This window comes from Butyricimonas sp. Marseille-P3923, assembly GCF_900184685.1.
Lineage (GTDB): Bacteria > Bacteroidota > Bacteroidia > Bacteroidales > Marinifilaceae > Butyricimonas > Butyricimonas muris.
Genome location: NZ_FXXL01000006.1, coordinates 1,094,834 through 1,116,937 on the forward strand (window position 1 = coordinate 1,094,834; position 22,104 = coordinate 1,116,937).

The 22,104-nt window shown below is 44.3% G+C and carries 15 protein-coding genes; all 15 read left to right on the forward strand.

Features of this window, described 5'->3' with window-relative positions:
• The first annotated feature begins 226 nt into the window (after positions 1-226).
• Positions 227-3,526 carry a SusC/RagA family TonB-linked outer membrane protein gene (locus tag CS948_RS10230; protein ID WP_255301949.1) on the forward strand — a complete coding sequence of 1,100 codons (3,300 nt, stop codon included), beginning with the start codon at positions 227-229 and terminating at the stop codon, positions 3,524-3,526.
• Between the two features lie 17 nt (positions 3,527-3,543).
• Positions 3,544-4,968, forward strand: coding sequence for a RagB/SusD family nutrient uptake outer membrane protein (locus CS948_RS10235; RefSeq protein WP_099291876.1), 1,425 nt, complete (start codon positions 3,544-3,546; stop codon positions 4,966-4,968).
• Between the two features lie 17 nt (positions 4,969-4,985).
• Positions 4,986-5,513, forward strand: coding sequence for a hypothetical protein (locus CS948_RS10240; RefSeq protein ID WP_099291581.1), 528 nt, complete (start codon positions 4,986-4,988; stop codon positions 5,511-5,513).
• A 25-nt stretch (positions 5,514-5,538) separates the two neighbouring features.
• On the forward strand, positions 5,539-6,645 hold the full coding sequence (locus CS948_RS10245) for a thioredoxin family protein (RefSeq protein ID WP_255301950.1): 1,107 nt from the start codon (positions 5,539-5,541) through the stop codon (positions 6,643-6,645).
• A gap of 257 nt (positions 6,646-6,902) precedes the next feature.
• The gene (locus tag CS948_RS10250; RefSeq protein ID WP_099291582.1) at positions 6,903-7,463 is read left to right on the forward strand and encodes an RNA polymerase sigma-70 factor; all 561 of its coding nucleotides are present in this window, start codon (positions 6,903-6,905) and stop codon (positions 7,461-7,463) included.
• A 76-nt stretch (positions 7,464-7,539) separates the two neighbouring features.
• The gene (locus CS948_RS10255; protein WP_099291583.1) at positions 7,540-8,718 is read left to right on the forward strand and encodes a FecR family protein; all 1,179 of its coding nucleotides are present in this window, start codon (positions 7,540-7,542) and stop codon (positions 8,716-8,718) included.
• A gap of 152 nt (positions 8,719-8,870) precedes the next feature.
• Positions 8,871-12,161 carry a SusC/RagA family TonB-linked outer membrane protein gene (locus CS948_RS10260; RefSeq protein WP_099291584.1) on the forward strand — a complete coding sequence of 1,097 codons (3,291 nt, stop codon included), beginning with the start codon at positions 8,871-8,873 and terminating at the stop codon, positions 12,159-12,161.
• Between the two features lie 12 nt (positions 12,162-12,173).
• Positions 12,174-13,595: a RagB/SusD family nutrient uptake outer membrane protein gene (locus CS948_RS10265; RefSeq protein ID WP_255301951.1), complete on the forward strand. Its 1,422-nt coding sequence runs from the start codon at positions 12,174-12,176 to the stop codon at positions 13,593-13,595.
• A gap of 17 nt (positions 13,596-13,612) precedes the next feature.
• A complete protein-coding gene (locus tag CS948_RS10270) occupies positions 13,613-14,176 on the forward strand; it encodes a hypothetical protein (RefSeq protein ID WP_141560926.1) in 564 nt (187 codons plus the stop codon).
• Between the two features lie 106 nt (positions 14,177-14,282).
• Positions 14,283-15,371 carry a thioredoxin family protein gene (locus tag CS948_RS10275; RefSeq protein ID WP_099291586.1) on the forward strand — a complete coding sequence of 363 codons (1,089 nt, stop codon included), beginning with the start codon at positions 14,283-14,285 and terminating at the stop codon, positions 15,369-15,371.
• 92 nt (positions 15,372-15,463) lie between these two features.
• The gene (locus tag CS948_RS10280) at positions 15,464-16,807 is read left to right on the forward strand and encodes a TlpA disulfide reductase family protein (RefSeq protein WP_176555002.1); all 1,344 of its coding nucleotides are present in this window, start codon (positions 15,464-15,466) and stop codon (positions 16,805-16,807) included.
• An 84-nt stretch (positions 16,808-16,891) separates the two neighbouring features.
• Positions 16,892-19,501: a hypothetical protein gene (locus tag CS948_RS10285; RefSeq protein ID WP_099291588.1), complete on the forward strand. Its 2,610-nt coding sequence runs from the start codon at positions 16,892-16,894 to the stop codon at positions 19,499-19,501.
• A gap of 28 nt (positions 19,502-19,529) precedes the next feature.
• On the forward strand, positions 19,530-20,051 hold the full coding sequence (locus CS948_RS10290) for a TlpA disulfide reductase family protein (protein WP_099291589.1): 522 nt from the start codon (positions 19,530-19,532) through the stop codon (positions 20,049-20,051).
• A 131-nt stretch (positions 20,052-20,182) separates the two neighbouring features.
• A complete protein-coding gene (locus tag CS948_RS10295; protein ID WP_099291590.1) occupies positions 20,183-20,767 on the forward strand; it encodes an RNA polymerase sigma-70 factor in 585 nt (194 codons plus the stop codon).
• Positions 20,768-20,824: 57 nt separating this feature from the next.
• Positions 20,825-21,991, forward strand: coding sequence for a FecR domain-containing protein (locus CS948_RS10300; protein ID WP_099291591.1), 1,167 nt, complete (start codon positions 20,825-20,827; stop codon positions 21,989-21,991).
• Positions 21,992-22,104 lie beyond the last annotated feature (113 nt).

Below are 22,104 nucleotides of genomic sequence, written 5' to 3' on the forward strand. Positions count from 1 at the left end.
GATATTTGACATACCTCCTTTTTCTTTTTGAAGTGTCATGGGGGTGTAGAACGATTGGAAAAAAGAGTTTACAGAGAGAAATAAAAAAGACGGGATATTGGCCGTATCCCGCCTTTTGAAACCGGACGAACCGGAAATTGTTTCATTAAACGTTTACAAATGTATGAAAAAAAATGAAATGCATGACCTTTCCTGGCGTGAAAGGTTGCTAAAAACATGCTTGATTATGAAATTTGTAGTCTTACTTCTGTTTGTATCGACGCTGCATTTGTCAGCGAGTGTTTATAGCCAAGAGGCTAGAGTGACGATTCATTTACAGGATGCATCCTTCGAGGATGTGGTGAAAGTGTTGGAAAATTCAACGAATTTTACTTTCCTGTATAGAGATCATCAAGTGGCACAAATCAAAAACTTGAATTTGCAGTACACGGAAGCTGATATCAAGGTGGTTCTGGACGCTTGTCTGAAAGGTTCCGGGTTGACGTATCGTTTGGTAGACAACACGATTGTGATTCAACCGGTGTACACGGCGGTTACGGATTCAATTGCCAAGATTACCGTGAAGGGAATCGTGAAAGACGAGAAGGGGGAAATTTTACCGGGGGTGACAATCCGCGTGAAAGGAACAACTATCGGTTTTGTGACGAATGCCAAGGGGGAGTTCGATTTTGATTTGCCGAAGCGGGATAGTCTGGAATTGATCTTCTCTTTCGTGGGATTTAAACGGCACAATGTGTTCGTGAAGGACGGGATGAAGCCGTTGACGGTGGTGATGAAAGAAGATTTGCAGACGGTGGATGAAGTGGTGGTGACAGGTATTTTTAATAAGCCGAAGGAGAGTTTCACCGGTGCTGTGACTTCCGTGTCGAAGGAAGAGTTTCGAGCGACTTACTCGAGAAATTTAGTGCAAACATTGTCTATTTTAGACCCGAGTATACGAATTTTGCAAAATAATAACGCGGGTTCGAACCCGAACGCTTTGCCGGAAATTCAGTTGCGGGGACCTGCCACGCTGGTAGATATCCGGGACGTGCAGAGTAGTTCCCGTGCCGAGTTGAATTTGCCGTTGTTTATCTTGGATGGTTTCGAGGTTTCTTTGCAGCGCGTGATGGACTTGAACGATGATGACGTGGAGAATATTACGGTGTTGAAGGATGCCAGTGCGACGGCACTTTACGGTTCGCGCGGGGCGAACGGTGTGATCGTGATTACTTCGGCGAAGCCGATACCGGGGAAGGTCACGGTGAAATACCGGGGATCGTTGCGGTTGGAGCTCGTGGATTTGAGTACTTACGATCGTCTGAGTGGCAGGGAAAAGTTGGAATTGGAAGAGAAGATCGGCGTTTGGGATGATTACAAGGAAACGGACGCTTACAAGGGAATCCGGGCGGCCGTGGATAACGGGGAGAATTACGATTGGTTGAAGGTGCCGACGCGGAATGGCGTGGGGCAAAATCACGTGCTGACGATCATGGGGGGCGACGAGATTTGGAAGTTTGCGGCCAGTTTGTCGTATGATGAGAAAATAGGTGTCATGAAAGGTTCGGAGCGTAATAATTTTAACGGGTCGTTGCATATCACGTACACTTCGGATAAGTTTACGGTGGACGAGGTGCTTTCTGTCGGGGTAAACACGAATTCGGATTCTCCTTATGGGGCGTTCTCCGAATACGCGCAGATGAACCGGTATTGGAATCCGTACAACGAGGACGGCACGCCGGTGTACGATTATAGTCATCCTTTAAAGATGAGTAGCGACGGACTTGGTGTGCAAAACCCGATATACGACGCCAGTGTGGGGCGTTGGAATAAGGCTGAGTACACGAATATCCGGAACACGTTTTCGTTACGCTATAATTTCAAGGAGAATTTTTATTTGGTTGGTTCCTTGGGGTTGACCCGTCAATTGGACACGAGGAATACTTATACGCCTCCTTCTCACGAGTCGTTCGCTGGAAAGGAAATCGACCAAAAGGGGTCGAATTACCGTATGGACAAGAAAGACGATCGTTGGCAGGTGCGTTTAGGGGTTGATTACACGAATACTTTCGCGGAGAAGCATATGGTGACGCTTAATCTCTCCGGGGAGATGGAAGAGAGGAAGTCGGATGCCGTGAATTGGGCGGCTGTCGGTTTTATGAATGATGCCGTGAGTCATCCTTCCATGGCGTTGAGTTACCCGGCAGAAGGTATGCCCGGCGGGAGCGAAACGACGACTCGCCGTATCGGGTTGCTTTTCTCCGGTAACTATTATTATGATATGCGCTTTTTCTTGGATGCCAGTATTCGGGTCGACGGGTCTTCTTCTTTTGGTAAAGAGAGTCGTTACGCGCCTTTCTTTTCCGTGGGTGGCGGTTGGACGGTGACTAACGAGCGGTTTATGTACGGGTGTTCGAACGTGATTAATAATCTGAAGCTCCGCGGTTCTTACGGGGTGTCCGGTAACATGGGATTTTCCCCGGAGGAGGCGTTGGCAACGTATAAGTTGGAAACGAATGTTTCGTATTTATCCGGGATGGGGGCTTATTTGCAGACGTTCGGGAATCCGGAATTGAAGTGGCAGAATACGCACCAGTGGAACGTGGGCGTGGATTTGGGGTTGTGGAATGACTTGTTGCAATTCCAGTTTAATTATTATACCAAGAGGACGAATAACACGGTGTCGGAGATGATGTTGCCTATTTCTCACGGGGTGGAAATGTGTAAGGCGAATATCGGGGTGATTCGTAACGAGGGGTACGAGTTGAACGTGACGGCGAATATTATTCGGGATTTGGAGCGCGAGTTCACGTGGAACGTGACGGGGCGTTTTTCCCGTAATATCAACACGGTGGTTAAATTGTCGGATACTTATAGAGAGGCTCAATTGCAGTACGATAACCAGAAGATGAGCGGGCATGAAACTTTTTACAAGTATCAGGAGGGACGTTCGATGGACGCGATATACGGGTTGCGTACGATTGGTGTGGATCCGTTGACAGGGAAGCGGTTATATTTGACGCACGACGGGCAGGTGACATTGCGCCAGAGGATGGTGGATATGGTGTATCTCGGGGAGAGTCAACCCAAGGTGAACGGGACGATTTCCACGTCATTGCTTTACAAGGGTATCACGTTGAACGTGGGGTTCGCGGTTCGCTTGGGAGGAAAACAGTTTAACTCGACTTTGTTGGCGAGAACGGAGAATGCGGATTTCCTTTATAATCTTGACCGGCGAATTCTGAACGGTTGTTGGGAAAAAACCGGGGATTATGCGTTGTTCACGAAAATGGACCCGAGTCCTTATCGGGATTACACGAACGTGTGTGATATGTTCGTGCAGAGGGATAACGTGTTGCAATGCACGAATATCAATGTCGGTTACCAGTTCCCGAAGGTTTTCACGAAGAAGTACTTGGGGATGGAGTCTTTGACCGTTAGCGCTAATTTGTCGGATATATTCTATATCTCGACGATCAAGCGGGAAAGGGGTATCGATTACCCGTTCTCCCGGAACCCGAATTTTTCAATTTCTTGTTCTTTCTAATTTTAATGATAGATAAAATGAAAAAGAGTTTTTACATATTGTGGATGGCGTTGGGATTGGTTTCCGGCGCATGCACGGATTGGTTGACCGTACAACCTGAAACGACGATTGTTGCTGATCATCTCTACACGACGGACGCAGGGGTAGAGCAGGCTTTGAACGGGACGTATATATTAATGAAGACGTCGGTGTATAATCCGGGCGGGATTATGGGTGGAGCCGGTTTCGCGGAGGGGTTGGCCGCTACGTGGTCGAACATGGGGAATGATCTTAACAAGCATATTTATAACATAAATAATGAATTCGTGGGCAGTATGTTTGATGGTGCCTTCATGGGTTTGTATAAGATTATCTCTAACGCTACGCCCTTGATTAACGGGATGGAGCAGAACAAAGAGTTGTTAAGCGAAGAGGTGTATAATATCGTGAAGGGGGAGGCTCTGGCGATTCGCGCTTGCGTTCATTTGGATTTGATTCGTTTGTGGGGACCGATGCCCACGAAGGTCGACCGGACGAAAACGTATTTGCCGTATGTCACGGAGTATTCTACCTCGAAATACACTTATCACACGTATGACGAGTACATGGAGAAGTTGTTTGCGGATTTGAACGAGGCGGAGGCTTTGTTGAAGAAGTCAGACCCGATTTTGAATTTTCCTGCGAATAATACGACTAACGGAAGCACGAAATGGTTGAAGCGTCAATGTCATTTTAATTATTACGGTGTTCTGGGGTTGCAATCCCGGGCTCGCTTGTGGTACGGTGATGAAGAAGAGGCTTTGCGTTACGCGAAAATGGTGAAAGAGGCGGTGAACACGGATGGTACTCCTAAATTCAAGTTGGGCGATCAGGCGCTTTTCAGTAGTTTCGGTGATGGGGCTTGGGACGGGACGATGTACCCGGAGCATTTGTGCGGGGTGGATGTTTCGGAGGTTTTTGACTATAACAAGAGTTCTTTTGGTGGGACGAATGTGAAAGTCGAGATGACGAATATGGCTTTCTCGTTTTTGGAGTTGTATGATAATAACACGAGTGATTTACGTTTTCAGGTATGGCTTTATTCTACAAGAAGACCCCCGTTTAACGTGACTTGTCGCAAGTACGAGTGTATGCGTCCCGACACGAGGGCAGAAGCGACGAATATGCCTGTTGTCCGGTTATCGGAGATGTACCTGACGATTATGGAGTGTGGGACATTGACCGAGGCGAATGCCGCTTTCGAGGAGTTCTGTACTGCCCGGAAGATGACATACGTGCCTCTCACGGAGGGCGATCGCAAGGAGCGGGTGATGCGCGAGTTTATCAAGGAGTTGATGGCGGAGGGGCAAAATTTCTTTACCTATAAGCGTAACGAGGTGAAGCGAATGTTTAATCAGCCGGAGGATAGTGATGATTGCGATATACAGCAATACGTGTTGCCATTGCCCCCGAAGGAGTTTTAATTAAAAAATAGAAGGTTATGAAAGCATTTATAATAGTTTTTTTGATTGGCATGGTTGTCGTGGCTTCTTGTTCGGAGGAACTCGTGGAGCCTTACGAGAGAACGGAGAGTTATATTTTTTTCATGAGAATGTCCGGGATGACGGCAGTAGACTCGTTGTATGATTATAATACGACGATTAATCTTCCCTCGGGTAGTAAAACGAAAGATACGGTGTATTTCAAAGTGGGCGTGGGTGGAAATTACGGGAAAGGTCCCCGGAAGATCACGTTGAAGCAATATACTTACGAGGATATTAGTTACGTGGCAGAGGAGGCTGTCCCCGGGGTGGATTATATCGCTTTTGATGATCCGGTGATGGAGGAATATTACACGATTCCGGCGGATTCCTTGGAGATGCGGATTCCGATAATCATAACTTCGCCCACGACTTATCCTAGAAAGGTGTTGAATTTCAAGTTGGTGGAGAATGAGGATTTTAAAGTGCTTCATAAAGGGACTCAGGAATTGGGAATTTCTGCCGGACGGATAAAGATAGGATGGTGATTGTATCATGTATAAAGGTTTTAATATGAGAAAGTTATTGTTGTCGTTCGTCAGTATGTTCGTGCTTATATCCGTGTTTGCGCAGACGAATTTTCAGAATTTGACGTTGGAGAAGGCATTGGAGAAGGCGAAGACGGAAGATAAATATGTTTTTGTAGATTGCTATACTTCGTGGTGCGGACCTTGTAAGATGATGGCGGAAAAGATTTTGCCGTTAGAGGAGGTCGGGGCTTATATGAATGAACATTTCGTGTGCGTGAAGTTTGATATGGAGAAAGGGGAAGGACGGGATATCGCGAAGAAGTTCAGGGTGACGTCTTACCCGACGTTTTTGATGTTGAAAACGGACGGAAGTTTGTTGCACCGGGTTATTGGCGGTACCGGAACCGGAGAGGAGTTCTTGAAGAAGGTGCAGGAGGGATTGGATGAAAATTCTATCGGAAAATTGGAAGTCCGGTACATGAACGGTAATCGCGATATGGATTTCTTGATGAAGTATATCGAGGCTCTGGTGCAGGCTCGTGACGTGGAGAAAGCGAAAGGGATTGCTCAGGAAGTATTGGTTTCTTTGGACGATGACGAGAAGTGTTCGGCTCCTTATTGGTTTATTTACGAGAACAGGGAGTTGTCGCCCGTGGGTTCGGGAAATATGGTGTATTTGTTGAAGCACGTGGAGAAATTTCGGCAAGGTGTGGGTGTTGAGAAGGTGGATGCTGCCGTGGCGGGATTGTTTGAAATGCAACTGGAAGATATTCTCCGCGGGCGGAATCGCAACGCGACTCTTGCCGATGTGGAGGATGCCGAAAAGTTGTTGGAATCTTACCATTTGACGGGACAGGAACACTTGAACGGGTATATTGCATTGATAAAAGCCGTGATGGCGGAAGATACGGATGAAACTTTACGGTTGTGTAAGGAGATGTTCCCCAAGATGTCGGATGAGAAAATTTCTTATTTGTATTTTAACCCGATCACGTCGCTTGGCGAGAAGTGGGATAAAAAGCAGAAAAAGGAATTGGAGGCTTTAACCAGACAATTGGCTGAGCAGGTGCAAATGTCTCAATTAAAACATTCACTGACGAATTTTGCCAACGTGGGGATTTCCCTGTTGGATCAGATGAAAGGGAGATAAAAACGGGGGTGTGTCAAAACACACCCTCTCGTCCATAAGGTCTAAAAGTCCATAAGTTCGTAAGGTCAAATGTACAGGTAATTGGAGTGTTATGATACTGAATATTAATATATTATTAAATAACTGATTTTATAGAATTTAGGAGCCGAAGGCTCGACTTTATGAACTTTATAGACGAGAGGTGTGTTTTGACATACCCTCGTTTTATTTTTTTCGTATCTTTGTCAAATTCGAGATATGAATTAAATGGTGTGAGTATGAAGTTGGAAACTTCAATAGAGATACAAGGATTAGTGTCTGGTGACCGGAAAGTGTACCAGCAGGTCTTTGATGTTTTCTATGATAGTTTGTGCTTGTTTGTCCATCGTTTCGTGGAAGATGTTGCCGTTTGCGAGGATTGCGTGCAAGAGGCTTTTATCTCGTTGTGGAATAACCGGGAAAGTATAGTGTCGACGGTTCATTTAAAATCTTTTCTTTATCAAGTATGCCGTAATAATGCTTTAAATTATTTGAAGCATGAGCGGATTAAAAATGAATATGCCGCCACTATGGTAAATGAACTGGATTCGCGAGTTTGTTTTATCAATTACGTGATTGAGGAGGAGACGGAGCGTATTCTGGCTCAGACGGAACAGGATTTACCACCTAGATGTAGGGAGATTTTTGTGCTGGCTATGCAAGGGAAGGATAACGAGGAGATAGCACGATTGTTGGGCGTGTCGGAAAACACGGTGAAGACACAAAAAAAGATTGCTTATAAACGCTTGAAACAGAATATTGCGGATATAGGTATGCTGGTCGTTTTATTGAATCAATAAAAAAATCATTCTTTTTTTATTTTTCTTTTCACCCCGGATGGGATGTGAATTGTAATAGGTGTATGAAATTGAAGAAATGAAAGATTTGAACGAATATATAGAAGATATTCCCCGGTTAATTGCGAGCGACCTGCAAGGAGAGATTACTCCCGAGGAGAAGGTGCGATTGGAGGGATGGATTCGGGAAAACGAGAAAAATAGGGAGGTGTATGAACGATTGCGTGCGGGAAGAGAGCGTTCACGTCGGAGAGAGGCGGTTCGGGAATTAAATAAACGTGCCGCTTGGGAGCGGGTGAATAAGGCCACGGGCGGAAGGCGATTGTTCCCGATGGTAAAAGTGATGAAGTATGCCGCGGGGATCGTGTTACCGCTGTTGTGCGTGGGGGTGGCTTTCCATTTTCTAGGGAAGAAGGAGAAAACGATTGTCGCGAAGGTGGAGAACGTGGTGGAAATAAAGCCGGGAGAGATGAAAGCGGAATTGGAATTAGCCGGGGGAGAAAGATTGTTGCTGGGAGGGAATTTACAGGATTCGTTGACGAACGAGAATGGCGTGGATATTTTGAAGGATGGTCAAGGAATTTCTTATCAAGGAGAGAGCGTGGGGAAGGAAGAATTAGCGTATAATACCTTGAAAGTCCCGAGAGGCGGAGAGTTTAAGGTAAAGTTGCAGGATGGTACGGTGGTTTACGTGAATTCTGCTTCCCGATTGCGTTACCCGGTGAAATTCACGGGGAAGGAACGGCGGGTGTATCTGTCGGGAGAGGCTTATTTCGAGGTGGAGAAAAACGAGGGAATGCCTTTCGTGGTGGAGATGGAAGAGGGCGAGATAAGGGTGTTGGGTACACAGTTTAACGCTCGTTCGTACAAGGAGGAAAAACAGCAATTGACGACCTTAGTGGCGGGTAAGGTGTTATTGACCTCGAAGCAAGGAAAGAGCGTGGAGCTTACACCGGGAGAGCAAGGTGTGATAGGCGAAAAAGGTATCAGTAAGGGAAAAGTGGACGTGTATCCTTACACGGCTTGGAAGGACGGGAATTTCGTGTTCCGTAAACAACGTCTGGAAGATATTATGAATATCGTGGAGAGGTGGTATGACGTGAAAGTGGTGTTCGTGGACGATTGGTGCCGGGAGGTTAGTTTCTCCAGAAATGTGCGACGTTATGACGGGTTTAATAAGTTAGTGGAAATGTTGGAAGTAACCGGAAGTGTGAAATTTAATATCAAGGACAATGTGATATATATAACCAAAAAATGAATTGAAAAGATGAAAGACGGAATATTGGCACTATCCCGTCTTTCGTTACCGGATGAACCGGTATTTGTTTTACTCTAATGTACAAATGTATGAAAAAAATTAGGATTTTAGACCTTCTTTCGAAAAGAAGGTGGTTAAAAACATGGTTAGTTATGAGGTTTGTGATACTGTTTTTGTTAGTATCGGCTATGCAAGTGACTGCAGGAGTGTATAGTCAGGAAGCGAAGGTGACCCTGCAAGTGGAGAACGCTTCGTTCGAGTCTGTTATTCGGTTGTTGGAAAAAAGTACGGATTACACGTTCCTGTATGAAGACCGACACGTGGAGGGCGTGCAGCACTTGAATCTGCATTATAACGGTGCGGATATAAAGGAGGTGCTGAACGCTTGTTTGAAGGGTACGAATTTGACGTATAAGTTGATTAATCGCACGATTATTATTCAGCGGGCTGCGGTTGTATCTGCTGATACCTTGCAGAAGATCACGGTGAAAGGAATCGTGAAAGACGAGAAAGGGGAAATCTTGCCGGGGGTGACGATTCGGGTGCAAGGAACAACTTTGGGTTTCGTGACGAATGCTAAAGGTGAGTTTGATTTTGACTTGCCGAAGCGGGATAGTATGGAATTGATTTTTTCTTTCGTGGGTTTTCAACAACAGAAAGTACGAGTGAAAAAGGACATGAAGCCGTTGACAATTGTGATGAAGGAAGATGTACAGAAGGTGGATGAGGTGGTGATTACCGGTATTTTTAACAAGCCGAAGGAGAGTTTCACGGGGGCGGTAACAAGCGTGACGAAAGAAGATATTAAACGAAATTTTTCTCGAAATTTATTACAGACGTTATCTAATTTAGACCCGAGTTTCCGTATCGTGGAGAATAATGCTTATGGTTCAGACCCGAATGCTTTACCGGAAATTCAATTGCGAGGGGCTTCTACTTTTGCAAACGTACAGGATTTACAATTGGCGACTCGGGCGGAATTGAATTTGCCTTTGTTTATACTGGATGGTTTTGAGGTTTCTTTGGAGCGAGTGCAAGATTTGAATAATGAAGATATCGAGAGTATCACGATATTGAAAGATGCAAGTGCGACGTCTATTTATGGTTCCCGGGGAGCAAACGGTGTTGTGGTGATCACGTCGCTTGTGCCGCAAGCCGGTACGTTGAAAGTGAGTTATCGGGGAAGTGTAAAACTGGAAATACCAGATTTGAGTACTTATGATTTGTTGAATGCCAAAGAGAAGTTGGATTTGGAATATCGATTGGGTGCGTGGGACGCGGAAGCTTATCAAGATTTGTACCGAGAGTTGAAAGAGAAAGTGGATAACGGCTTAGATTATGATTGGTTATCTCTTCCGGTGCGGACGGGCGTGGGGCAAAATCATAGTTTGAACGTGATGGGAGGAAACGAAGAGTGGCGTTTTAGTGCCAATTTGGCTTACGACGAGACTATCGGTGTTATGAAAGGATCTGATCGTAAGAACTTTAACGGTTCGCTAAACCTGAGTTATCAAAGTAAGAAATTAATGGTTTCGGAAAATCTTTCCGTCGGAACGAATAATAATGCTAATAGTCCTTATGGTTCATTTTCGGATTACGTGGCTATGAATCCCTATTGGACTCCCTATGATGATAACGGTAAGTTGATAGAGAATTACGATCATCCGCTTACTACATCTGCCGATAGCAAAAAAGAGAATCCTATATATGATAAGTATATCGGGAATTGGAATAAAACCAGATACACGAATGTGCGGAATTCCACCAGTGTACGGTATAATTTCACGGAGAATTTTTATTTGGTGGGAACGTTGGGGCTGTCCCGGAATTTTAGTCAAGCCGATAATTTCGTACCTCCTTCTCATAAACAATTTGCCGGGAAAGAAGCGAATCAGAAAGGAAGGTTCGGGAGAACCGAAACTGAAACCAATCAATGGCAGGGGCGTTTGAATTTGAATTACACGAATACTTTCAACGAGAAACATATGTTGACATTGGGAGGTTCCGGCGAGATAGAAGAAAAAAAGGAGGAGAGGTTATCATGGGCCGGCACGGGATTCTCGAATGATAATATTGATTTCCCGTCTATGGCATTGGGGTATGGGGATAACACGTATCCGACAGGTTCTAAAAATACAACCCGCCGTATAGCTTTGATTTTTTCAGGTAATTATTATTATGATATGCGTTATTTCTTTGACGTGAGTTTTAACGCGAACGGCTCGTCTTCTTTCGGGGAGGATAGCCGATGGGCTACATTTTGGTCGGTAGGAGCCGGGTGGAATATCAGTAATGAAGAGTTTTTTATCGAGCACGTTCCTTTTATTCAATGGTTGAAGGTAAAAGGTTCTTATGGCGTTTCCGGGAATATGGGATTCAGTCCGGAAGATGCGATGGCTGTGTATACTTTGGATACGAAAAATGATTATATGTCACGATTCGGGGCTTATTTGAAAGCATTCGGCAACTCGACGTTGAAGTGGCAAAATACTTACCAATTGAATCTGGGAGTAGAATTGCACACGTGGAATCGTCGCTTGCAATTTGAATTCAGTTATTACGATAAGTTGACGAATAATACGGTAGCGGAAATGTTACTTCCCGTATCTCATGGATTCGGGACGGCTAAGGCTAATTCCGGTTCAATTAGAAACAAGGGATGGGATGCGAAAGTTACCGTGAATTTGTTCAGTAATCCGAATAGGGGCTTTACTTGGAGCGTGACGGGTTCTTTTAATCACACGAAAAATCTTATTGAAAAGATTTCGGAGGGGTATAAGAAGTTCTTGAAGGAGTTGAATTCAAGTATGTACACGGCTGATGTGTATTATCGATACCGTGAAGGTTATTCTATGGATGCGATTTACGGGTTGCGTACCGTGGGAGTAGACCCTGCCACGGGACAACGGATGTTTTTAACGAAAGACGGGGATGTAACTTTTGCTCAAAATGCGGAGGATATGGTTTATTTGGGGGATCGTTTACCCAAGGTAAATGGTAATTTATCCACGAATCTGGCTTATAAAGGGTTTATGTTGACTGTCGGTTTTGGCGTGAAATGGGGAGGTAAACAGTTTAATAGTACTTTGGCAAATAAAACGGAAAACGCTTACTTGATTCTTAATCAGGATCGTCGCGTGTTATCGGATACTTGGCAGAAACCGGGTGATGTTGTTCCTTACAAGAAGTTGATGTTGAATTCCGCGAGTACGAATACTTTTCCTTGTGATGCTTTTGTCCAAAAGGATAATGTATTCCAATGTACGAATATTAATGTTTCGTATAATTTCTCGGAACACTTCTGCCGAAAGTTAGGATTTAAAGGTTTGTCGTTGGGTGCGAATCTTTCGGATGTTTTTTACATTTCAACTGTTAAACGGGAGCGGGGGACAAGTTATCCGTTTTCTCGTAACCCGAATTTTTTTCTTTCGCTTTCATTCTAATTTGGAAATATCATGATAAGAAAAGGTATTTATATATTATGCACGTCTTTGGCACTGGGGTGTTGCGCGTGTAACGATTGGCTTACGATTGTGCCGGAAACTACGCTTGTAGCGGATAATTTGTTTGAAACAGATAATGGTGTTCTTCAGGCTTTGGACGGAGCTTATGTTTTAGCTGCCGCATCTATATACAAGCCTAACGGTTATATGGGCGGGGGTGGTTTTGCCGAATATTTGGCGTGTACATGGACGAACACGAATGTAGATTTGGCAGCCCACGTGTATAATTTGGATAATGCTTCGTTTGCAACCGGTTTGGATGATGTATTTATGGCGTTTTATAAAATCATCAATTCGTTGAACCCGATGATCGAGGGATGTGATAAGAATCGGGAGAAATTGAGTGAAGAGTATTATAATATAGTGAAAGGTGAGGCATTGGCTTTGCGGGCTTCGTTGCATTTGGATTTGATACGGATTTGGGGACCGATGCCAACGCAGGTGGATGCTTCCGTGGAATATTTGCCTTACGTGACACAAAATTCCATAGAGAATTACCCGTATCATACTTTCAAACGGTTCATGGAGTTGTTGGTGTCAGATTTGGATGAGGCCGAGCAATTGTTGCAGAAGTCCGACCCGATTTTGAATTACCCGTCTGATGGCAGCACGGAATACTCTGGATTTTGGACAGACCGGAAGAGTCATTTTAATTATTACGGCGTGTTAGGATTGCAGGCTCGTGCCCGTTTGTGGATGGGGGATAAGGAGGGTGCCGTGCGTTATGCCGCGATGGTGAAAGATGCGAAGAACGAGGACGGGACGCCGAAGTTTACTTTGGCGGTGGAAGGGAATATCGGTAATAATCTTTTTTATCCGGAACATTTGTGTGGCGTGAATCAGGATAAGTTTGATTATCAGCAGAGTGGTTTTAACCCGGGTATGACTACGCTTGGATATTATAATTCCAATTATAATTCATTCGTGACTGATTTATTCGAGGGCAACACGAACGATTTGAGATACAAGAGTCATTGGAGTTGGACTAGAAATCAAATGATGCAAAATGTTCGTGTTACGAAGAAATATAATGAGATGTATCCCAGTTCTACGGCAAAACGAAATATGCCGGTGGTGCGTTTGGCTGAGATGTATCTTATTATTATGGAAGCTGGAAGTTTGAGTGAGGCGAATGTTGCTTACGAGGAGTATAGTGCGGCTCGTAATCTCACGTATACTCCGATGTCGGAATCGGATAGGCAGGAGAGGGTATTGTGGGAATATATACGGGAATTTGCAGCCGAGGGACAAAATTTCTTCACGTATAAGCGTTTTGCCGTGAAACGGATGTTGTGGCAGGATATTGAAGCGGCAGATTGTGGCGAGGAGCAGTATGTGTTGCCATTGCCCCCGAGTGAATACAAGAAAAGATAATAAAAAAACAGATGGTTATGAAAAAGTTATTTATAGCATTGGTGATCGGGTTGATCGGGTATGCCTGTTCGGAAGAGAAAGTAGGGGTGTATTCTTTGGAACGTGATTACATTTATTTCCAGTACGAGTCGTCGAGATTGGGGGCGGCAATGAATGTTGCGGATAGTGTGTATCTGTATTACAATTCTTCTTCGGTTAGCGTGAATTCGTCACGACAACGGGATACGTTCTTTTTCAGGGTGCAGGTTGCCGGTGTGGCAAGAAGTGTGGATCGTAAGATAAATATAGAACCGTATAGTTTCTTGACGAATGGTAGAGAGGAAGCGATAGCGGGAGTGAATTACGTGGCTTTTGATGATCCGGAGATGGAGAAATGTTGTGTGGTTCCCGCTGATTCCGTGAGTGTGAATATCCCGATCATTGTTACTTATGATCCGGCAATAGCGGGGAGTTATAAAGGTTTTATGTTCGCCTTCAAACTTGTGGATTCAGAGGATTTTGAAATAATGGCGACTAATTCTAATCTTAGTGCTAATCCGGCACGTACTCATGCTTTCGTGCAATTTACTCAAAGTAATTAATCGTTATTAATTGATATTGTTATAATTTCCTTCACGGTCGATGTTTTCATTGACCGTGAGGAAGATTATTGACACATGTTGTTGAAAAGATTTTAAATTATAGGATATGAAAAAGTTTGTATTGTTGTTTACTGGTATGTTGATGATGGCGTCTGTGTTTGCGCAGACTAATTTTCAAGAGTTGACGCTGGAGAAAGCGTTGGAGAAAGCGAAGGGCGAGAATAAGAAAGTTTTCGTGGATTGTTACACGTCATGGTGCGGACCGTGTAAGATGATGGCGGAGAAGGTGCTTCCCTTGAAAGAGGTGGGCGAATATATGAACGAACGTTTCGTGTGTATCAAAGTAGACATGGAGAAAGGGGAAGGACCGGATCTCGCCCAGAAATATAAGGTTACGGCTTACCCGACTTTCCTGGTATTGCAGGCAGATGGCAGTCTGATGCAGCGTGTCGTGGGTGGCACGTTGGACGGGAAAGAGTTTATTCAGAAAGTGGATGCCGCTTTTGATGAAAATTCGGCAGCTAATTTGGAAGCCGAATACGCCGCGGGGAATCGTGAGATGGATTTCTTGTTGAAATACACGAAAGCTTTGATTACGGCTTGTGATTTGGATAAAGCGAAAGCAGTGGCGCAGGATATCATTGGTTCTTTGGAAGATAGCCAGAAATACACGGAGCCTTACTGGTTTATTTACGAGGATGTAAGTTTGTCACCGATCGGCTCCGGGAATATGAATTATTTCTTGAAACACACGGAGCAATTTCGTGAAGGTGTTGGTATCGAGAAGGTGAATAAGAAATTAGCTTCTTTATTTGATTTGCAACTGGAGGAGATTATCCGTGGAAAGAATGCAACCGCCACTTTGGCTGATGTTGAGGGTATCCAAAAAACATTGGATGCTTACAAGTTGACCGGACAGGATTATTTGTACGAGTATATCGAGTTGATTAAAGGGATGAAAACGGGAAACACGGATAAGGTGTTGGAAATGTGTAAAAAGGTGTTCCCGAAAATGGCGGACGAAAAGATTGCTTACTTGTATTTTATGCCGATTCTGAGTTTAAGGAATAAGTGGAGCAAGAAGCAGGCGAAGGAGTTGATATCCTTAACCGACCGTTTGATAGAACAAGTGGAGATGTCCCAGTTGAAAAATTCGTTAGGCAATTTTAAGACCGGGGTGCTCGAGAAGATTTGATTTGGTGCGTGCTATTTGAAATAACAGAATGGTTTGTACAGGTGGGGATTCGCATGAAGTGGAGTCCCCCGCTGTTTTTATGTTATCGAGATATGATGAGGAATTGTTTGATAGGTTTGGTTTTGTCGGTCGTGTTGGGCGCTTGTGGTGTAGAGGAGTGTACAAGGTTTAAAGTTGTTTTCCCGGTGGGAGAGAAGAGAAAGGTGGAGTTGGAAACTGTGGAAGGAGGGCGTAGAGCGATTGTGTTCGAGGTGAAGGATTCGATACGGGAGGGGGTTATGGTACTTCCTTTGTCAAGGGGGGTGTTTGCCCGTTTGTGGGTGGGCGATATGCCTTACACGGTGTGGATGCGACCGGGTAAACCGTGGTGTGCAACTTTCATGTGGAATGAATGGTTGTTCGAGGGGGAGGATGTGGATGTGAACGGTTATTTGAACACTTCTCGCGGGTTGCAAATGTATTTCACGGATTATTATAGAATCCCGAACAAGGAGTTCCGGACGAAATTGGAGATCGTGAGTTCTGAAAAGGCGAATACATTGCAGAATGCCGCGTTGGATGTGGAGTTTGTAGAGCAGGAGGCGAAACGACTCCGGTTTATTCGAGATCGACATGTGGCTTGTGGGGTGGTGTATGGCGAGATAAAAGATTGGAACGAGAATTTGCGGGAGAATACCATGCAGGTGTTGCGAGAGGGACTCCGGGAGGATAGTTTGTCTTGGGGAATTCCGGAATACAGGGAGATGATTGATAAGTCGTTGATGGCATTGGCTAAATTGGAGGGAGCGGGGAAGTCGGGACATGATTTGGTGTTGGAGGTGGTGAATCGGGTTGTGGAGAATTACAAGGATAAGCGGTTGGTGGAGTATGTCGTGAACAGGAATGTACTGGAGTATGTCAAGAACGTGGGTGTGGAGAATGCGGAAGAGCTTGACCGTGTTTTTCGGGAACACGTGCGGGATACAGGACTCGTGGCGGCGTATGATAAGGTGTATGTTACCGGAAGAAAATTGATGAAAGGGCAACCTGCCGTGCCGTTTACTTTCAAGGACGTGGAGGGGAATGAGGTGAGTTTGTCGGATTTCAAGGGACGGTACGTGTATATCGATTTGTGGGCCACGTGGTGTGGACCTTGCGTGGCAGAGATTCCTCATTTGAAGAAATTGGAGGAGCATTTCCGGGGACGGAATATTTGTTTCGTGAGTATTTCCAGTGATAAGAAGTGGGAAACGTGGGAGAAGTATGTACGAGAGAGAGAAATGGAGGGGGTACAGCTTCACATGGGGAAGGATGAGAAATATATGAAGGAGATTCATTGTGAAGGGATTCCCCGCTTTTTGCTGATCGATAGGGACGGTAATTTTATAAATGCCAATATGACTCGTCCCTCGGACGTGAGGACACGGGAGGTGTTGGAAGGCTTGGAGGGGGTGTAAGATGAAGCGGGTGATGCTTTGATATTTTTATGAATGTATTGTTTTGGAATATTTTGTGTATTGTATGTAACAAAAATATTTGCAATGAAAAAGATCGGGTTGTTGATGATTATTGTTTTTGGGGTGTATGTTTACGCTTTCCGGGGAGTTGCGGGATTTGAGGAACAGGTGGTGAAGAATTTTAATTCTTACGTGCGGTGTCCTCATGAGAAAGTGTATTTGCATACGGATAAAAGTGCTTACGTGGTGGGGGAGAACGTGTGGTTTAGGGCGTACGGGGTACACGGGTTAGTGAATATTCCCGAGATACTTAGCCGTTTCGTGTACGTGGATTTGGTGGATAAGCGGGATTCGTTGGTGCGACGGGTAAAAGTGGGATTGAGGGATTCTTGCTTTTACGGGCAATTGGCTTTGCCGGAGGATTTGGCACAGGGGGAATATTGTTTGCGGGCGTATACTTATAATTTGCAAAATTTGGGGTCTGAATATTTGTTCAAGAAAAAGATACGAGTCGTGAATCCGCGTGATTCAAAAGTAAAAACGGATGTTTCTTATCGGAAAAATGAAAATGGGTATGTTGCCGAGATAAAGTTCACGGACGGCAATGGAGACCCGTACGGGAGAGTCCCGGTATTGTGTAATATTGGGGAGAGGAAATTGGGCGTCCCGGGAAAGAAAATGTACACGAACGAGCGGGGTGTGCTTGAGATGGAAGTGGATTCTGCCGGGCAGGTGATCAACGTGGCATTTGCAAACGGGAAACCGTTCGTTTTTGATCGTTATATACGGGTACCCGAGTTGCAGAATGATTTTGATGTGCAGTTTTTTCCGGAAGGGGGGACTTTACTCGTGGGTAATCGTCAACAGGTGGCGTTTAAAGCGGTTGGTGCAGATGGGCATCCGGTGGAGGTGACGGGAACCGTGTATCAGGATTCCGTCCCTTTGTTCGAGATGCAGTCAGTGCATGACGGTATGGGGAGTTTTATGTTGCCTGTGAATTGGGGCAGGAAGTTTCAAGTAGTCGTGAAAAACGAGGATGGGATAGAAAAATCGTTTGATTTGCCGGAATCACGGCTTGACGGATGGGGGATGGCCGTGACGAAAGAAGAGGGGAATATGGTGGATTATCTGGTGATGAGGGGAGAGGATGCCGTGTTGCCGGGTGAATTGTACGTGTTGGTACATAGCCGGGGGGTGGTGTTTGATATCCGACCGGTGACGGGGAAGACGAGAGGACGGATAGATCGGAATTTGTTGCCGGAGGGGATAGCCCAAGTGGTGTTAATGGATGGTGCCGGGAAAGTGTACAGCCAGCGGCTTTTCTTCGTGAGACATAATGAGCGTCCGGAATTGAGGGTAAAAGCTAATCAACGAAATTATGTGGCAAGGGAACTCGTGGAGTTGGAAATCGGTTTTGAAGAAGGGGGGCAGGAGGGGGTGTTTTCTCTTTCGGTGACGGATGAGCAGAAGGTGTTCACGGATTCTTTAGAGGATAATATTATGTTGAATCTGTTGTTGACTTCGGAGTTGAAGGGATATATTGAACATCCCGCTTATTATTTTAACGAGTGGACGGAGAAAACGGAACATCATTTGGATTTAGTGATGCAAACACATGGTTGGACTCGTTTTGACCCGGGAAAGTTGGCTTCCGGTGAGTTCCCGAACGAGAAACACGAGATTGAGGTGGCACAAATGGTTTCCGGGCAGGTGAAGAATTATTGGGGGAATAAATCCGTGGGAGCCAATATTATATTGCTCTCGAATTACGGGCAGTATTATATGACGGAAACGGATGAAGAGGGAAATTTTACGGTGGATAATATTTTATTTAATGATAGTACTCGCTTTATCGTGCAGGCGATGAGTGCTAAAGGACGTCAACGTGTAGAAGTTGCTGTACGGGAGGATGAGTTGATAGCTCCGGTTTATGATTTGCCTGACACGGAGGTGGAGAAGAAAAAGGAAGAGGAATTTTTGAATAAGTTCGGTTTGAATTACTATTACGAGAATGGAGAAAAGGTTTATGTGTTGGAAGAGGTGAACGTGAACAGGAGAAAACGAAATAAAACGTATTCGTTTTATGATAATTTGGCTGAGCGCCAACTGGATTCGGTCAAGTTGGCGATGTATGCGGAACGGAACGATGTGTTTCAAGTTTTATTGGCAGAAGTTCTGGGAATTTCATTTACCAAGGATACGACCGGGGATGTGGTACTGATGAACGGTCGTCCGATGCGGGTGGTGGTGAATGAAATGGAGGCGGATATGATGCTCGTGAAATCCATTCCGGTGAAAATGTTGTTGAATATTGCGGTCATCGGTCAGGAGAGAGCCCGAGTCCTTTTGGGAGATAGCGGTTTGGGTGGTATTTTGGCGATTACGGCGAAACCGGGTTATTGGATGGGTAGTTCTAGGGAACGCTTGAATTTGGTGTCGTTCAAATTGTTGGGATATCAGGAACCGGAGGAGTTTTATATGCCTCGATATGACGTGGATTCGGTGCGTCGGGATAGTCGTTATGACGAGCGTACGACAATTTATTGGAATCCTATGGTAAAGGTGAAACGTGGGGAAAGTACGAAGGTGTCTTTTTATACGGCAGATACGTACGGGACTTATTCGGTGACGGTGGAAGGGGTGACTCGGGATGGTGTAGTGTGTAGGAAGAGAGGAACTTTAGTATTAAAATAAATATTGGATTTTTGAATAGGAATAATGTATGAAAAAGATTTTATTTGTTGTTTTATTGTGTTTGCCTTATTTCGGATGGGCGCAGATGAAAGCTGAGGTGTTGCCTTTGCGAGATACGGCAGAATTGAAAGTTGGGGATCGTGTCCCCGTGTTTGTTTTCCGGGATACGGCGAACCGAGAAATGACGTTGAAGCAGTTCAAGGGGAAATACGTGGTGATTGACGTGTGGGCATCGTGGTGTTATCCTTGTAAACAGGAATATCCGGCGTTAAAAAAATTGGCAGAGGAATACAAAGATAAAAAGATCGTGTTCGTGAGTCTTTCCTGTGATACGGAAAAGCAACGTTGGTTGAATGAATTGTGGTGGGGAAAGATGAGCGGTTATCAATGGTGGATAGCCGGGGACGAGTCTGCAATGATCGCTTTTCGGGTAGGAGCGATTCCCCGGTTGATATTATTAGATAAGAAAGGGCGGGTAATGAATTTGAAATTACCAAAGCCTTCAAGCCCGGAGTTTGAAAAGATTTTGGAGGGATTGAAGGGAATTTGAAGTTAATTGTAATTCATGTTTTTTGTATGGTAAGGTCTTGTGTTTCCAAATACGAGACCTTACCGTATTTATTATATATTCTATTTTATCCGAAGATTGTTGTATATTTGTCTAATGGAAAATAGTCTATAATGAAAGTAGATAATGATGCGAAACAATTGATAATCGAACTTCGAGGAGGAAAAGAAGATGCTTTTGCCCAAGTGTTTCGTATGTATTATAATCCTTTGTTGAATTATGCCGGTCGTATTCTTCATGATGCCGAATTGGCAAATGATTTGGTACAAGAGACTTTTTGCAATTTGTTCGAGAGGCGTAAAGAATTGAAGGAAGATCTTCAGTTACGATCTTATCTTTATAAAACAGTATACAATCGTTGTTTGGATGTGATTAAGCACCAGAAAGTAGAAAGTAATTATGCTAATCAGGAATTATTGGACTTCTATTTCTCGAAAGTGATTGAAACCCCGGAGGCGGAGTTGGCTTTGTTAGAAGAGGATTTGAAGGGAGCGCTTCAAGAGGCTATCGCTAAATTGCCCGAACGGTGTCGGGAAATATTTGAATTGAGTAAAATAGAAGGATTATCCAATAAACAAATCGCGGAAGAATTGAATATCTCCGTGAAAACCGTTGAGGCTCAGATGACGATTGCTTTCACCCGATTGCGGAAAGAGTTGGGATGGTTGTTGTGCGTCATTTTTTTTCAAAATTTCTAGAAAATCTTTAGGGGTAAATTAGTCTTTAGTCGTTATAGAAATATAAAACGAAAAATAATGACTTGTAACTTTGATAAAGATGAATTGATTTTAAAAGTTTTGGATGGGAAAGCAAGCCCGGAAGAAATTTTGGCTTTATCTCGCTGGATTGAAACAGATTCCGCGAATGAAGAGTATTTTAATCAATTGAAAAAAGCATGGAACTTGACGAGCGGGCCTATTTCTTCTAAAGAAAGGGAAGAGAAGGAGTTTCGCTATTATATGAACTATATTAGATCAAAGCGTAAGATTTATCGTTTGCGTCGGATATATAAATACGTTGCGATAGTAATCTTGCCTCTATTGGTAGGTGTTGTTTATTGGTTACAAAGAGAGCGGATGCCGGAAGACGTCCAGTCTATACCTGTTGTCGCCCGAATTGAGCCGGGAGAATATAAAGCAACTTTAATAACAGCTTCAGGAAGTACGATCTCTTTGCTTCCTTCGAATCAAGAAGATATTCAGGTGGACGAGAATATTTCGGTGACGAACGGACAGGACGGAATAGCTTATGACAATGTAAAAGGTTCGGTTGGGTCATTACAATACAATACGTTGCAGACGTCCAGGGGTGGAGAATATGCGGTGACATTATCGGACGGTACGCGGGTGTATTTGAATGCCGCATCGGAAATGAAGTATCCCGTGATGTTTGATGAGCGAAAGAGAGAGGTGTATTTGTCGGGAGAGGCTTATTTCGAGGTGACGAAAGACACGAACAGACCTTTTTATGTTGTAACGGATGCTGTACGGGTGAAAGTCTATGGTACGAAATTTAACGTGAATACATACAGTACCCGGGGGATTCAAACCGTGTTGGTCTCCGGTAAGGTGGGGGTTCGTGGAAAAGGTTCGAGTGAAGAATATATGATGAAGCCTTCGCAATTGGCAGAGTTTAATGACAAGGGTGTGTTTAAGGGTATTCGGGAGGTGAACCCCACGGCTTACACGGCCTGGCGAGACGGGCGTTTTGTTTTTGAAAACGAGAGTCTGGAAGAGATATTGAATAGCTTGTCCCGTTGGTATAATGTAGATATTATCTACGGAAATGAGGAAGTGAAGAGGTATCATTTTACCGGGCATATGGAAAAATATGAAAGTATAGATATTTTTTTAAGGGCGATTAGTAAAATGGTGGGGGTAGATTTTACTATAAAAGATAAAATAATAATAGTGACAGAATAAAGAAAAACGGAGAATGTTGACGCATTCCCCGTTGTAACAACAGCGGCAGAGTAGTCCTAGAAAAACGCACTGTCGCTAATAATAATCTTAATAATGCAAATATATGAGAAAAA